Source organism: Pyrococcus sp. ST04 (assembly GCF_000263735.1).
In the GTDB taxonomy this organism is placed as follows: domain Archaea; phylum Methanobacteriota_B; class Thermococci; order Thermococcales; family Thermococcaceae; genus Pyrococcus.
Window position 1 is genome coordinate 851,636 of record NC_017946.1, and the last position, 13,873, is coordinate 865,508.

Consider the following 13,873-nt stretch of genomic DNA (forward strand, 5'->3'; position numbering starts at 1 on the left):
GCATTATCAAATGCCGTTTCCTCTCCTCTCTTCCTCTCTGGGTCTTTTCCTGGAACCAAACTCTATGGGGGTGGTCTCTATGAAAATGTCGGGTGCGAAAGCGTTGGTAAAGGCCCTGGAAAAGCAGGGCGTGAGACACACGTTTGGTATAATAGGTGGAAGCATAATGCCTGTATTTGACGAGTTGCTGGACAGCGATATAAGGCACATAACCACTAGGCACGAGCAGGGAGCAGCACATGCAGCTGATGGATATGCGAGAGTTTCAGGGAGACCAGGGGTTGCAATAACGACATCAGGACCAGGGGCAACAAATCTTGTAACGGGAATAGCAACCGCATACATGGATTCTTCTCCAATAGTGGCAATAACTGGTCAAGTTCCGACCTACATGGTAGGGAAGATGGCTTTCCAGGAGACGGATATAATAAACATAACCAAACCAATAACGAAGTGGAACTATCAGATACAGAGGCCTGAGGAAGTTCCAAAGGCCGTAAAAATGGCCTTTACAATAGCTACTTTGGGAAGGCCGGGCCCAACATTGCTCGACTTTCCAAAAGATGCCCAAACTGGGGAAGCTGAAATGAACTTCGACGTCGATGTTTCTCAGTATGTAACACCATGGAGACCTCCAAAGCTGGATGCATGCCCAGAGGAAGTCAAAAAGGCCGTTGATATGATACTTTCCGCAGAAAGGCCTGTATTTATAGTTGGTGGGGGAGTGGTCTGGTCAGGTGCAACAGACGAAGTCCTTGCAATAGCAGAGTACCTGTTGATACCGATAATGGCCACCTTTATGGGAAAGGGTGCGGTTCCCGAGAACCACCCGCTATACGTTGGGAACCTAGGGATGCATGGTAAGATAGCAGCAAACAAACTGTTGCCAGAGACAGATCTAATAATTGCCGTTGGAATGAGGTGGAGCGACAGAACTGTGAGTGAATTCGAAAACTTTGCTCCAAACGCTAAGATAATCCACATAGATATAGACCCCAAGGAAGTTGGAAAGAATGTTAAAGTTGATTTGGGAATAATTGGAGATGCTAAGAGGGTTCTCAGAGCAATATACAGCGAAATAATCAGGAGAGTTAAAAAGAGAGAGAGCTGGCCATGGCTAGAAAAAGTTAAGGAGTTCAAGGAGAAATACAAGGAGGAGCTTGTTCCGATTGATGGAAACTATCTGAGGCCCCCGGAGATATTGAAAGAGCTCAGGAAGATACTACCAGAGGATGCAATAGTGGCAACGGAAGTTGGTCAAAATCAGATGTGGGTAGCACTATTCTTCCCGATTCTAAAGCCAAGAACTTTCATAACCTCCGGCGGCCTTGGAACAATGGGCTTTGGATTCCCGGCCTCTATAGGTGCAAAGGTCGCAAAGCCCGATAAAGTAGTCGTTGATATAGCGGGAGACGGAAGCTTCATGATGTCAGAAAGAGAGCTAGCTACAGCTGTAAACGAGAATATTCCAGTAATTGTGATAATACTGAACAATTCATCTCTAGGAATGGTTGCACAATGGCAGAGAATGTTCTACAACAGGAGGTACGTTGCAACTTACTTTAAGAATCCTGATTTTGCAAAGCTTGCAGAAGTTTACGGAGCGAATGGGTTTAGGGCAGAAACTATGGATGAGCTGATAAGGGCTGTTAAGGAAGGAATGAATTCTGATGTTCCTACCGTTATAGATGTCCCAATACACCCGGAGGATGACGTTCTGCCAATGGTTCCTCCGGGAGAGCACATTTCAAACGTTGTAACGCGCTATTGAGGTGTTGAAAGATGGTGAAGGTATACTACGACGATGAAGTTAGTATGGACATACTGAAAGACAAGACAGTGGCCGTAATAGGGTATGGAAGCCAAGGAGAAGCACAGGCCAAAAACATGAGGGATTCAGGAGTTCACGTGATACTCGGGCTGAGACCAAATGGAAATTCCTGGAAGAGAGCTAAGGAGGATGGATTTGAAGTTTACACCATTGAGGAGGCGGTTCAAAAGGCTGACATCGTGCACATACTCATTCCAGATCTCGTTCAGCCAAAGGTCTACAAGGAAAAAATTGAGCCCTACCTTAGAGAGGGACAGGCTCTTGGTTTCTCCCATGGCTTTAACATCCACTACAAGCAGATAGTTCCACCGGAGTACGTCGATGTCATAATGGTAGCTCCAAAAAGCCCGGGAAGAAGAGTGAGGGAAACTTACCTTGAAGGGTTCGGTGTTCCAGCGCTGATTGCAGTTCATCAAGACTACACAGGAAAAGCCAAAGAGCTTGCCCTAGCAATGGCCAAGGCCATAGGAGCGACTAGAGCAGGAGTCATAGAAACAACATTCAAGGATGAGACTGAAAGCGATCTCATAGGGGAGCAGATAGTCCTTGTCGGCGGCCTTATAGAGTTGATTAAGAAAGGATTCGAAGTCTTAGTGGAAATGGGGTATCCACCAGAGCTGGCATACTTTGAGGCATGCAACGAGGCCAAGCTGATTATGGATCTCATTTATGAAAGGGGCTTTACAGGAATGCTAAGGGCTGTTTCAGACACAGCAAAGTATGGAGGCCTTACCGTTGGTCCTATGGTTATTGATGATCATGTCAAGGAAAATATGAGAAAGGCTGCTGAGAGAGTCAGGAGCGGTGAATTTGCAAAAGAATGGATTGCCAAGGCGGATAGGGCCAAGGAAGTTCTTGAAGAACTCATGAAGCCCATTGAGGAGCATGAGATAGAGAGGGTTGGAAAGTTCATCAGAAAGATGAGTGGTCTCGAGAAGTGAATCTCTTCCCTTCTTTTCAATTTTGGAGGGTTAAATCGTGAGGAAGATAAAGATATTTGACACGACCCTTAGAGATGGAGAGCAGACCCCGGGTGTTAGCCTGACTGTTGAGGAAAAGGTTGAGATAGCTAAACAGCTTGCAAGACTTAACGTTGATGTAATCGAGGCTGGATTTCCTATATCATCCCCAGGTGAGTTTGAGGCCGTTAGGAGGATAGCGAGAGAAGTTGAGGGGCCAACTATAGCGGCTCTCGCAAGGGCTGTGAAAAAGGACATTGATAGGGCAGGAGAAGCCCTTAAAGATGCCGAAAATAAGAGGATTCATACTTTTATAGCGACATCCCCTATTCATATGAAGTATAAACTCAGAAAAAGTCCTGAAGAAGTCAAAAAACTGGCGGTTGAAGCGGTTGAATATGCTACCAAGTACACAGATGATATAGAATTCTCAGCGGAGGATGCAACAAGAAGCGACTGGGACTTTCTAGTGGAAGTTTATGAGGCAGTAATAGAGGCGGGGGCAACTACCATAAACGTCCCAGATACCGTTGGATATACAACCCCCGAGGAGTTCTACGAGCTTATCAGATACCTGAAAAAGAACATCCCCAATCTGAAGGATGTTACAATAAGCGTTCACTGTCATGATGATCTTGGCCTGGCAGTGGCGAATTCACTCTCCGCTATACGAGCTGGGGCAGATCAAGTTGAGGTAACGGTAAATGGGATAGGAGAGAGAGCCGGTAACGCAGCCCTTGAAGAGGTAGTTGTAGCGTTGGACACCAGGAAAGACTTCTACAAAGTGGAGACTGGGATAAACTTGAGCGAAATTGCAAGGACAAGCAGACTTGTTGCTCACCTAACAGGGATAGAAGTTCCTCCAAACAAGGCAGTTGTTGGTGCGAATGCATTTGCCCATGAATCAGGAATTCACCAAGATGGAGTCCTTAAGGAGAGGACAACTTATGAGATAATCGATCCAAAGAAGCTGGGCTTCTCTGGAAGCAAAATAATCCTTGGAAAGCACTCGGGGAGGCATGCATTTAGAAAGAAGCTCGAGGAGCTTGGATACAAATTGAGCGAGGAAGAATTTGAGAGGACCTTTGCGAAGTTCAAAGAGATAGCAGATAGGAAGAAAGGTCTCACCGATTTGGATATAGAGGCAATAATACAGGAAGAGCTTGGTAAGGGGAGAGAAAAGTATCATGTTGAAGTGCTCCACGTTACATCAGGGAAAATCTCTACGGCAACCGTTAGGGTTTACTGGAATGGGAGTGAAAAAATAGAGGCGTCATGGTCAAGAAATGGTCCTATAGATGCCCTATTCTCGGCTATAAATAAAGCCCTGGGGCTGGATTGTAAGCTTAAGGAATACCGTGTAACCTCTGTAACTTCAGGTAGAGATGCCCTTGGAGAGGTTCTCGTTAGAGTTGAGCATAATGGGGAGATCTACGTTGGTAGGGGGCTTAGTACTGATATTATTGAAGCGAGCGCTCAGGCTTATCTCAACGCAATTAATAGGATAAGGAGGTGGTAAAATGGGCATGACAATTGCTGAAAAGATCTTAGCTGAACACGCCGGAAAAGAAGAAGTTAAACCGGGAGAAATAGTGATGGCTAAGCTTGATTTTATGCTTGGCAACGATGTAACAACTCCACTAGCTATTAAAAAATTCAGAGAGCTTGGGGTTGAGCGGGTATTTGATCCTGAGAGAATAGCAATAGTCCTCGATCATTTTACCCCAAATAAGGATATAAAAGCCGCCGAGCAGTGTAAGTTTGCTAGAGAATTTGCAAGGGAACAGCGGATAAAGTACTTTTTCGAGGGAGGAAACGTTGGTGTGGAGCACTGCCTTTTACCAGAGCTCGGCTTAGTGCTTCCAGGGGATCTTGTCATAGGAGCAGACTCCCACACCTGTACCTACGGTGCACTGGGAGCATTTGCAACTGGAGTGGGGAGTACTGATTTGGCTGTTGCAATGGCTACTGGTGAGGCATGGTTTAGAGTTCCAGAAACTATGAAGTTCGTCTACGAAGGAGATCTTCAACCCTGGGTTACAGGCAAAGACTTAATCCTTTACACCATAGGGGACATTGGTGTTAATGGAGCTCTCTACAAGGTTATGGAGTTCAGTGGTGAAGTGATAGAAAAGTTATCCGTAGAGCAGAGAATGACAATGACAAATATGGCTATAGAAGCGGGTGCAAAGACGGGGATAATTGAACCAGATAAGAAAACGATAGAATACGTAAAAGAAAGGGCTCAGAGGGATTGGAAGATTTACAGAAGTGATGAAGATGCTAAGTACTATAAGGTTATTGAATACAAGGTTGAAAATATAGAGCCCCAGGTCGCATTTCCTCATCTCCCAGAGAACACGGTTCCCATAAGCAAGGCCGCTAAAATGGACATAAAAATTGACCAGGTCTTCATAGGGTCGTGTACTAATGGAAGGATAGAAGACCTTAGAATGGCGGCTGAAGTCCTTGAGGGTCAAAAAGTTGCCCCCTGGGTAAGGTTAATCATAATCCCATGTTCGCCAAGCGTTTATTGGAAGGCACTAAAAGAGGGTCTTCTGGAAATATTTCTTGAAGCAGGTGCTGTCATTGGACCTCCCACCTGTGGCCCATGCCTTGGGGGCCATATGGGAGTCTTAGCTTCTGGGGAGAGGGCAGTCTCCACAACAAACAGAAACTTTGTAGGAAGAATGGGACACCCAAAGAGCGAGGTTTACCTTGCAAACCCATACGTTGCGGCTGCTTCTGCTGTCCTTGGAAGGATAGCTTCTCCTGAGGAGGTGGTAAAATGAAGGTTAGAGGGAGGGCATGGAAGTATGGGGATCATGTTGATACAGACGTCATAATCCCTGCTAGGTATCTAAACACCTCAGATCCCAAAGAACTTGCTCAGCACGTTCTGGAGGATCTCGATCCAGAGTTCAGGTTTAAGATGAAGCCTGGAGACATAATAGTGGCAGGAGAAAACTTTGGGTGTGGAAGCTCTAGAGAACACGCTCCTCTTGCAATAAAGGCTGCTGGAGTTTCATGTGTAATAGCAAAGAGCTTTGCAAGAATATTTTACAGAAATGCAATCAACATAGGATTACCAATTCTCGAGGCTCCTGAGGCCGTTGACAGAATTGATACCGGAGACGAGCTTGAAGTTGACTTCTCAACGGGCGAAATAAGGAATTTAACAAAGGGAGAAGTCTATCATGCAAATCCATTCCCTGACTTCGTTATGGAGATAATAAAAGCTGGAGGACTCATTGAGTGGACAAAAAGGAGGTTGGCAAAATGATAAAAATAGCTGTAATTCCTGGGGATGGAATAGGCAAGGAAGTAGTCGCTGAGGGTCTCAAAGTTTTGAAAAAAATTGAGCAACTGGCTAATGTTAGCTTTGACTTTCAGGAATATCCCTTTGGGGCCGATCACTATCTAAAAACAGGTGAGACACTCCCGGATTGGGCGATTGAAGAGTTCAGGAACTTCGACGCAATATACTTCGGGGCAATAGGAGACCCCAGGGTCAAACCTGGAGTTCTGGAGCACGGAATATTACTGAAGCTTCGCTTTTCACTTGACCTTTACATCAACTTAAGGCCTGTGAAGCTCTACCATCCAAGGCTCACTCCAATAAAAGGGAAAGAGAAAATAGACATGATCTTTGTGAGGGAGAATACTGAAGGATTGTATGCGGGAGCTGGCGGTTTTCTCAGGAGAGGAACTCCCCAGGAAGTGGCAATTCAGGAAATGATAAACACAAGATATGGTGTTGAAAGAGCAGTAAGGTTCGCGTTTGAATATGCAAAGAAAACAGGGAGAAAGAAAGTCACACTTGTTGACAAGGCGAACGTCCTTACCTATGCACACGACCTCTGGCAGAGGGTCTTCGCAGAGGTTTCAAATGATTACCCCGAGATAGAGACTGATCACTACTACGTAGATGCCATGGCAATGAAAATGATCCGCTCTCCCGAGATTTTTGAGGTCGTAGTTACTCCGAATATGTTTGGTGATATTCTCACGGATCTTGGGGCGGAAATAGTTGGAGGATTGGGTCTTGCGGCCTCAGGAAACATACATCCGGGAAGAGTTTCAATGTTTGAACCTGTTCACGGATCAGCTCCAGACATAGCGGGGAAGGGAATAGCTAACCCTCTTGCGGCAATACTAACGGCATCCCTAATGCTCGAGCACTTAGGATTGGATAAGGCCGCGCATATGATAGAAAAAGCCGTTGCTAGAGTTATAGAAGAAAATAAGGTTACCCCTGACTTGGGTGGAAGTTTGAAGACAAATGAAGTTGGAGATGCGGTAGTTGAGGCCTTAGAGGTGTTGTGGGATGAGGAGGGTTGAGCTCTACGATACTACCTTGAGGGATGGCGCCCAAATGGAGGGGATAAGCTTCTCGCTTGAGGATAAGCTTAAGATAACTCAAAAACTTGATGAATTCGGCATTCACTACATAGAAGGAGGATGGCCGGGATCAAACCCTAAAGATATAGAGTACTTTAAGGCTGTCAAAGATCTTCCATTAGAGAACTCCAAAATAGCCGCGTTTGGAAGTACTAGAAGACCCAGACTTAGACCAGAAGAAGATCCCAACTTAAACGCTCTAGTTGATTCTGAGGCCCCAATAGCAACAATCTTCGGAAAAAGCTGGGATCTTCATGTTACAGATGCCTTAAGAACAACCCTTGAAAACAATCTGCAGATGATAATGGACTCAATAGAGTATCTTAGAGAGCACGGAATGAAAGTCTTTTACGATGCAGAACACTTCTTTGATGGTTATAAAGCGAATCCAGAATACGCCATGCAAACAATAAAAGCCGCTGAGGAAGCTGGGGCTGAAAGGATAATCCTTGCAGATACCAATGGTGGCTCTCTCCCTTCCTTCGTTAAGCAGGTTGTGGAGAGGGTTAGGGAAGAGATAAAAGTTCCGCTTGGAATACATGCCCATAACGATTCTGAGCTGGCTGTTGCCAACTCTTTAATGGCATTTGAGGCGGGAGTGATCCAGATACAAGGGACAATAAACGGATATGGAGAGAGATGTGGAAATGCAAACTTAATCTCCATAATACCTGCATTGGAGCTAAAGTACGGAATCGAAGTCGTTGGAAAAGAAAAGCTGAGAAAGCTTAAGGAACTCGCATATTTCGTCGCTGAGCTGGCTAACATGGAGATTCCCAGAAACCAGCCTTACGTTGGGGATAGTGCCTTTGCTCACAAAGGAGGAGTTCATGTTTCGGCAGTTCTTAAGAATCCAAGGACATACGAACACATAGATCCGGAGCTTGTGGGCAATAGGAGGAAGGTTGTTGTTTCAGAGCTTTCAGGAAGAAGCAACCTCATATACAAGGCTAGGGAACTCGGCATTGACCTGGACGAGAACGATCCGCATCTTCAAGAAATAGTTAAGAAGATAAAGGAACTTGAGTTTTTAGGCTACCACTTTGAGGCCGCTGAGGCATCACTGGAGCTTTTAGTAGAGAAGATAAGAGGTAGATACAAACCATTTTTCGAGCTCGAAAGGGCTAGAGTGATAAGCGAGATCCTCCCAGGACAACAGCCAATATCCGAGGCAACAGTCGTCGTTAAGGTGGACAGCAAAAGGGTTCACACGGCAGCTGAGGGTAACGGCCCTGTTAACGCTCTGGATCTTGCATTAAGGAAGGCACTCACTGAATTCTACCCGGAGTTGAGGGAGATAAAGCTGGTGGATTATAAGGTTAGGGTTCTCGGAAGTGAGAAGGGAACTGCGGCAAAAGTTAGGGTTCTCATTCAGACAAGTGATGGGAAGAGAAGCTGGGGTACCGTTGGAGCTTCTACAAACATAATAGAGGCAAGCTTAAACGCAATAATAGACAGTATGGAGTACTGGCTTATGAAGGAGTGTGATAAAAATGAGAAGCGATGTGGTAAAGAAGGGCATTGAAAGGGCTCCTCACAGATCTCTTTTTAAGGCTATGGGATTAACAGACGAGGAATTAGACAGGCCTCTAATAGGAATAGCGAATTCCTTCAACGAGCTGATACCAGGGCATGTTCATTTGAGAAGGATAGCCGATGCCGTCAAGGCAGGAATAAGGATGGCCGGAGGAACACCTCTTGAGTTCAACACAATTGGAATTTGTGACGGAATAGCGATGAATCACTCCGGAATGAGGTATTCACTTCCGTCGAGAGAACTAATTGCAGACAGCGTTGAGCTAGTTGCGCAGGCTTATCACTTCGATGGCATCGTTATGATAGCGTCCTGTGATAAGATAATCCCTGGAATGCTCATGGCAATGGCTAGACTCGATATACCGGGGATATTTGTCTCTGGAGGTCCAATGCTTCCCGGCAGATTCAGGGGAGAATATGTCGATGTTAAAACAGTATTTGAGGCTGTTGGGGCTGTAAAAGCTGGAAAAATGAGTGAGGAAGAGTTAAAGCTTTTAGAGGACTTCGCCTGTCCTGGCTGTGGATCCTGTGCAGGGATGTTTACTGCAAATACTATGAACGCTTTAACAGAGGCATTGGGTGTCTCAATGCCATGGAATGGAACGGCTCCTGCCGTATATGCCCACAGAATCAGGATAGCAAAAGAGACAGGAATGCAGATAGTCAAGCTCGTTGAAAATGATATAAGGCCGAGCGAGATAATGACAAGAGAGGCGTTTGAAGATGCTATAGCAGTTGATATGGCACTAGGCGGCTCAACGAATACTGTTCTTCATTTAATGGCCATAGCTCACGAGGCAGGAGTTGACTTAACCCTTGACGACTTTGACAGAATTAGTGAAATTACACCCACTCTAGCGAAACTTAGCCCCGCAGGTAAACACTTTGTTCTCGACCTATATGAGGCAGGAGGCATACTTGGTGTTATGAAGAGGCTTGCTGAAAAGGGACTAATTCACGAAGACAGAATCACGGTGACAATGAAGAAAGTTAAGGAGCTACTTGAGAAAGCCTTTGTTGCTAGGAATGATGTGATAAGGCCTATTACCGATCCCTACCATCCAAGGGGAGGAATAATGATCCTAAGGGGATCGCTAGCGCCAGAGGGAGCAGTCATAAAGATATCAGCGGTCAGCGGGATAGAGCACTTTGAGGGAACTGCAAAAGTTTACGACAGTGAAGAAGATGCAACGAGGGCAATACTTGGAGGTGAAATTGAAAAGGGAGACGTGGTTGTTATCAGATATGAGGGACCAAAGGGTGGCCCAGGTATGAGGGAAATGCTAACACCAACATCGGCAATAGCGGGAATGGGCCTTGATAGGGACGTTGCCCTAATAACGGATGGAAGGTTCTCAGGAGCAACGAGAGGAATTTCAATAGGTCACGTATCACCAGAGGCCGCCGAGGGAGGGCCAATAGCGCTTGTAGAGAATGGAGACATTATAAGAATTGATTTAAAAGCCAAAAGGGTGGATTTGCTTGTTGACGAGGAGGAACTTGAAAGAAGAAGGAGAGAGTGGAAGCCAAAGATGAAACCTCTCAAAGGGTATCTGAAAAGGTATTCTCTCCTTGTGACATCTTCTAATACGGGGGCCGTGTATAGAGAGTAACTCTTCCAACATCTCTCGTAAATGAAACTAATTTTGTTTTTTCAAATTCTAATATCTTTTTTGAACTTTTTGCTCTATGAAATTAAGACTTATGAAAAACTATCTGAAATTTCAAATCTCCATCGAGAAATTTGGAAGGCAAACTTTTAGAGAAATAACTGAGAGAGAAGAGCATTTATATATCCCTATCCCCTAATAATTTTCGGGTGGTTGAATGCTTCTGGAAGCTCCTGTTTACAAGGAAATCTTTGGAGCTGTAACAATATATGAACTCCAAAAAGTCATAAAGATGGACACTGAGACTGAAGAAGTCCCAATATATACAATTACTAACATCCCTAGGGAGAAAATATATGATACACTTGGGAGAATGGCAGTTGTAGTCCCAATGAAGAATGAGAAGCTTCACCTTGTTGACGGCGTTCTTAAGGCTATTCCCCATAAGTGTCCAATAATCATAGTCTCAAACAGCAAAAGAGAGGGTCCCAACAGATACAAGATGGAAGTTGATTTAGTAAGGCATTTTTACAATTTAACACACTCTAAAGTTATAATGGTTCATCAGAAGGATCCTGGACTAGCAAGGGCATTTAAGGAGGTGGGATATACGGATATTCTTGATGAAAAGGGTAACATCAGAAGCGGTAAAGGAGAAGGAATGCTTATAGGAATACTTTTAGCAAAGGCTATTGGGGCTGAGTATGTTGGGTTCGTGGATGCAGATAACTACATTCCTGGCTCTGTCAACGAGTATGTGAAGGATTACGCTGCGGGCTTTCTAATGAGCGAGAGCGACTATGCAATGGTCAGACTTCACTGGAGGCACAAGCCAAAGGTGACAAAGGGAACTTTGTACTTCAAAAAGTGGGGAAGAGTCAGCGAGATAACGAACCATTATCTTAACATGCTTATAAGCGAGCAGACAGCATTTGAGACTACTATCATGGTTACTGGCAATGCCGGAGAGCACGCGATGACAATGAAACTTGCCGAAATGCTCCCGTTCTCTACTGGATACTCCATTGAGCCTTACGAAGTAGTCTACCTTTTAGAAAGGTTTGGAAAATGGGAAGGGGTCGAAGAGTTCAAGGATGTGTTTGATCAGGGGATTGAAATATTCCAGATAGAAACATTGAATCCACACTTCCACGAGGATAAGGGACAGGAGCATGTTAAAGAGATGATACTTCTAAGCTTAGCAACGATATATCATTCCAAGCTGGCATCTGAAAGTTTGAAGAGAAGAATTCTTAGCGATCTCATAGAGCATGGGATTCTAAAAGAGGGAGAGGAGCCACCGAAGCCTAGAGTAATGAGACCCATAAAGGACATCCCAATTAAAGAGTGGATGGAGATAGTTGAGGACAATGCAGAAACACTCCTGAGGTTTGAGATATGATTAGAATTATATTTCTTGATCTTGACAAAACATTACTTCCGGAATATGATCCAGATCCTGCAAGACCCATAATTGAGGAACTTAAGAGGAGGGGATATGAGATAATTTTTAACTCTTCAAAAACTAGGGCGGAACAAGAATATTATAGGAAAGCTCTGGACATCAAGACTCCCTTCATAACGGAAAACGGAAGTGCAATATACATTCCTAAGGGATACTTCCCATTTAAGGTGGAAGGGAGAGAAACGGAAAAGCATATTGTCATAGAGCTTGGGACGAGAGTTGAGATGATAAGAAGCGAGCTAAGAAAACTTGAGAGTAGTTATGGTCTTAAGTATTATGGCAACTCTACTAAAGAAGAAATTGCAGAATTTACAAAAATGCCCCTAGATTTAGTCCCCCTAGCAATGGAGAGGGAATATAGTGAGACAATTTTTACATGGGCCAAAGAGGGATGGCAAGAGATCTTAAAAGGCAGGGGGTTTAATGTTACAATGGGTAGCAGATTTTACTCAGTTCACGGAAACTCAAACAAGGGAAAAGCCGCCCAGGTAGTTCTAGATATGTATAGAAGAATAGGAAGAATTATCAGCTATGCAGTAGGGGACGGAGAGAATGACTTTCCTATGTTTGATGTAGTGGATAGGGCGTTTTTGATAGGTAAGCTTAGGCATGAAAAAGCTGAAAATGTTTCGTCAATTGAAGAAGTTTTGGAGGTGATAGAATGAAAACGCTGATACTTGCTGGAGGTAAGGGGACTAGATTATGGCCCCTAAGCAGAGAACTTCTTCCAAAGCAGTTCATAAAAGTATTTACAGACAGATCCCTATTTCAGAGAACAGTTGAGAGGGCTCTTCTATTTTCAAAGCCGAAGGAGATATTTATAGTAACAAATAAGGAGTACAAGTTCAGGGTTTTTGATGATCTTAATGAAATCGGGATTAACATCCCCGAAGAAAACGTGCTCTTAGAGCCAATTGGCAAGAATACTCTTCCAGCAATTTACTGGGGCCTTAAGACGATAGAAGATTACTTCGGTGATTCAGTTGTTGCAGTCCTCCCCAGCGACCATGCAATTGAGGTGAATGATGAGTACATAGAAGCCTTCAGGAAGGCGGAAAAGCTTGCCGAAAAGTACTTGGTAACTTTCGGAATAAAGCCCACAAGGCCTCACACAGGCTATGGATACATAAAACCCGGAGAAAAGATAAGTATCGATGGGAAGTTCATGGGTTATTTGGTTGACGAGTTCAAGGAGAAACCAGACTTAGAAACGGCAAAGAGATATGTGGAGAGTGGATATTATTGGAACAGCGGAATGTTCATGTTTAGAACCTCTGTTTTCATGGAAGAAGCCAAAAAGCACTCTCCAGAGATAGTTAGAGCATTTGAGGATGGAAAAAACATAGAAGAGGTTTATGAGCTTGCACCGGAGATTAGTGTTGATTATGGAATTATGGAAAAAACTGAAAAAGCCGCCGTCGTGCCTCTAAACACATACTGGAATGATTTGGGAAGCTTTGACGCAGTATATGAGGCTTTAGAAAAAGATGAAAGTGGTAATGCCGTCAGGGTTAGTGGATTTAAGGCTAAGTACATAAACATTGACTCAAAGAACAACCTTATTTTAACGGAGAGGCTAACGGCAACCGTTGGAGTTAAAGATCTGATAATAGTCGATACAGGCGATGCACTTCTAGTTGCAAAGAGGGGAGAAACCCAAAAAGTCAAGGAAGTCTACAGGAGGCTTAAGGAGGAAAATGACGAGAGAGCAATAGTGCACAGAACCGCATACAGGCCGTGGGGAAGCTATACGGTTTTAGAGGAAGGGGAGAGGTACAAAATAAAGAGAATAACTGTATTACCTGGGAAGAAGCTTTCTCTCCAGCTGCACTATCACAGGAGTGAGCACTGGGTAGTTGTTAGGGGCACTGCTAAGGTTAGGGTTGGGGACAAGGAGTTCATTCTGAGGCCTGGAGAGAGCACCTTTATTCCGGCAGGAGTCGTGCATAGGCTGGAGAACCCAGGAAAAGTAGTTTTGGAAGTAATTGAAACCCAAATAGGAGAATATCTTGGGGAGGATGACATAGTCAGGCTTCAAGACGACTACGGAAGGGACTAGACTTTTTAACTT

At 44.4% G+C, this 13,873-nt stretch carries 11 protein-coding genes; all 11 read left to right on the plus strand.

Features of this window, described 5'->3' with window-relative positions:
• Nucleotides 1–79 precede the first annotated feature (79 nt).
• The 11 genes from ilvB to PY04_RS04470 all read left to right on the plus strand — a co-directional run bounded on the left by ilvB (nt 80) and on the right by PY04_RS04470 (nt 13,861).
• Nucleotides 80–1,771, plus strand: a complete 1,692-nt coding sequence (ilvB, locus tag PY04_RS04420) for a biosynthetic-type acetolactate synthase large subunit (RefSeq protein ID WP_048055988.1) — start codon at nt 80–82, stop codon at nt 1,769–1,771.
• An 11-nt stretch (nt 1,772–1,782) separates the two neighbouring features.
• Nucleotides 1,783–2,772, plus strand: coding sequence for a ketol-acid reductoisomerase (ilvC, locus tag PY04_RS04425; RefSeq protein ID WP_014733965.1), 990 nt, complete (start codon nt 1,783–1,785; stop codon nt 2,770–2,772).
• Between the two features lie 37 nt (nt 2,773–2,809).
• A complete protein-coding gene (locus PY04_RS04430) occupies nt 2,810–4,309 on the plus strand; it encodes a 2-isopropylmalate synthase (RefSeq protein ID WP_014733966.1) in 1,500 nt (499 codons plus the stop codon).
• A gap of 1 nt (nt 4,310) precedes the next feature.
• A complete protein-coding gene (leuC, locus tag PY04_RS04435; protein WP_014733967.1) occupies nt 4,311–5,582 on the plus strand; it encodes a 3-isopropylmalate dehydratase large subunit in 1,272 nt (423 codons plus the stop codon).
• On the plus strand, nt 5,579–6,073 hold the full coding sequence (gene leuD, locus PY04_RS04440) for a 3-isopropylmalate dehydratase small subunit (protein ID WP_014733968.1): 495 nt from the start codon (nt 5,579–5,581) through the stop codon (nt 6,071–6,073). The genes leuC and leuD overlap by 4 nt, the downstream gene beginning before the upstream one ends.
• Nucleotides 6,070–7,131: a 3-isopropylmalate dehydrogenase gene (locus tag PY04_RS04445; RefSeq protein ID WP_014733969.1), complete on the plus strand. Its 1,062-nt coding sequence runs from the start codon at nt 6,070–6,072 to the stop codon at nt 7,129–7,131. The genes leuD and PY04_RS04445 overlap by 4 nt, the downstream gene beginning before the upstream one ends.
• Nucleotides 7,118–8,716, plus strand: coding sequence for a citramalate synthase (gene cimA, locus PY04_RS04450; protein WP_014733970.1), 1,599 nt, complete (start codon nt 7,118–7,120; stop codon nt 8,714–8,716). Before PY04_RS04445 ends, cimA begins: the two co-directional genes overlap by 14 nt.
• The gene (gene ilvD, locus PY04_RS04455) at nt 8,685–10,340 is read left to right on the plus strand and encodes a dihydroxy-acid dehydratase (RefSeq protein WP_014733971.1); all 1,656 of its coding nucleotides are present in this window, start codon (nt 8,685–8,687) and stop codon (nt 10,338–10,340) included. Before cimA ends, ilvD begins: the two co-directional genes overlap by 32 nt.
• A gap of 214 nt (nt 10,341–10,554) precedes the next feature.
• Nucleotides 10,555–11,739 carry a mannosyl-3-phosphoglycerate synthase gene (mpgS, locus tag PY04_RS04460; RefSeq protein WP_014733972.1) on the plus strand — a complete coding sequence of 395 codons (1,185 nt, stop codon included), beginning with the start codon at nt 10,555–10,557 and terminating at the stop codon, nt 11,737–11,739.
• Nucleotides 11,736–12,467, plus strand: a complete 732-nt coding sequence (mpgP, locus tag PY04_RS04465; RefSeq protein ID WP_014733973.1) for a mannosyl-3-phosphoglycerate phosphatase — start codon at nt 11,736–11,738, stop codon at nt 12,465–12,467. The genes mpgS and mpgP overlap by 4 nt, the downstream gene beginning before the upstream one ends.
• Nucleotides 12,464–13,861, plus strand: a complete 1,398-nt coding sequence (locus PY04_RS04470) for a mannose-1-phosphate guanylyltransferase/mannose-6-phosphate isomerase (RefSeq protein ID WP_014733974.1) — start codon at nt 12,464–12,466, stop codon at nt 13,859–13,861. Before mpgP ends, PY04_RS04470 begins: the two co-directional genes overlap by 4 nt.
• Nucleotides 13,862–13,873: the final 12 nt, after the last annotated feature.

Coding starts and splice junctions, on each gene's coding strand:
- ilvB (WP_048055988.1), top strand. CDS start 80: ATGAAAATGTCGGGTGCGAAAGCGTTGGTAAAGGCCCTGGAAAAGCAG.
- ilvC (WP_014733965.1), top strand. CDS start 1,783: ATGGTGAAGGTATACTACGACGATGAAGTTAGTATGGACATACTGAAA.
- leuC (WP_014733967.1), top strand. CDS start 4,311: ATGGGCATGACAATTGCTGAAAAGATCTTAGCTGAACACGCCGGAAAA.
- leuD (WP_014733968.1), top strand. CDS start 5,579: ATGAAGGTTAGAGGGAGGGCATGGAAGTATGGGGATCATGTTGATACA.
- PY04_RS04445 (WP_014733969.1), top strand. CDS start 6,070: ATGATAAAAATAGCTGTAATTCCTGGGGATGGAATAGGCAAGGAAGTA.
- cimA (WP_014733970.1), top strand. CDS start 7,118: ATGAGGAGGGTTGAGCTCTACGATACTACCTTGAGGGATGGCGCCCAA.
- ilvD (WP_014733971.1), top strand. CDS start 8,685: ATGAGAAGCGATGTGGTAAAGAAGGGCATTGAAAGGGCTCCTCACAGA.
- mpgS (WP_014733972.1), top strand. CDS start 10,555: ATGCTTCTGGAAGCTCCTGTTTACAAGGAAATCTTTGGAGCTGTAACA.
- mpgP (WP_014733973.1), top strand. CDS start 11,736: ATGATTAGAATTATATTTCTTGATCTTGACAAAACATTACTTCCGGAA.
- PY04_RS04470 (WP_014733974.1), top strand. CDS start 12,464: ATGAAAACGCTGATACTTGCTGGAGGTAAGGGGACTAGATTATGGCCC.